Genomic DNA, 259 nt, shown 5'->3' with positions numbered 1-259 from the left:
CTCATGTTCCCTCCGTTGTGTAGTCAATGCGCGCAGTGTACGCCGCTATTTACTCGTCGTCAACTCCAAAATCACATTCGTCAAATGCCTCGTCCTCCCACTTAGCTTCTTCGAAGTGATTACGCCACATGAAGAATCGCGGATCATCCTTGTTGTAGGGATTGCGCGATGCCCCGTCCATTCCGCGCTCGCGCCACGCGCGTCTTGCTTGTTCCCGCATCGTCATTTCTTTTTCGCTTCCTGCTTCTTGATCCAACGA

General features: G+C 52.5%; 1 protein-coding gene. It reads right to left on the bottom strand.

Going from position 1 to position 259, the window contains the following annotated elements:
- Window positions 1–49 precede the first annotated feature (49 nt).
- A partial coding sequence (locus AC1RO3_RS09265; RefSeq protein WP_481764129.1) for a hypothetical protein occupies window positions 50–259 on the bottom strand: 210 nt, incomplete at its 5' end.

It is taken from the genome of Dellaglioa sp. CoH-57-MRSF-19, assembly GCF_056781975.1.
The sequence above is the reverse complement of the archived record's forward strand: the minus strand, read 5'-3'. Positions and strand labels throughout refer to the sequence as shown.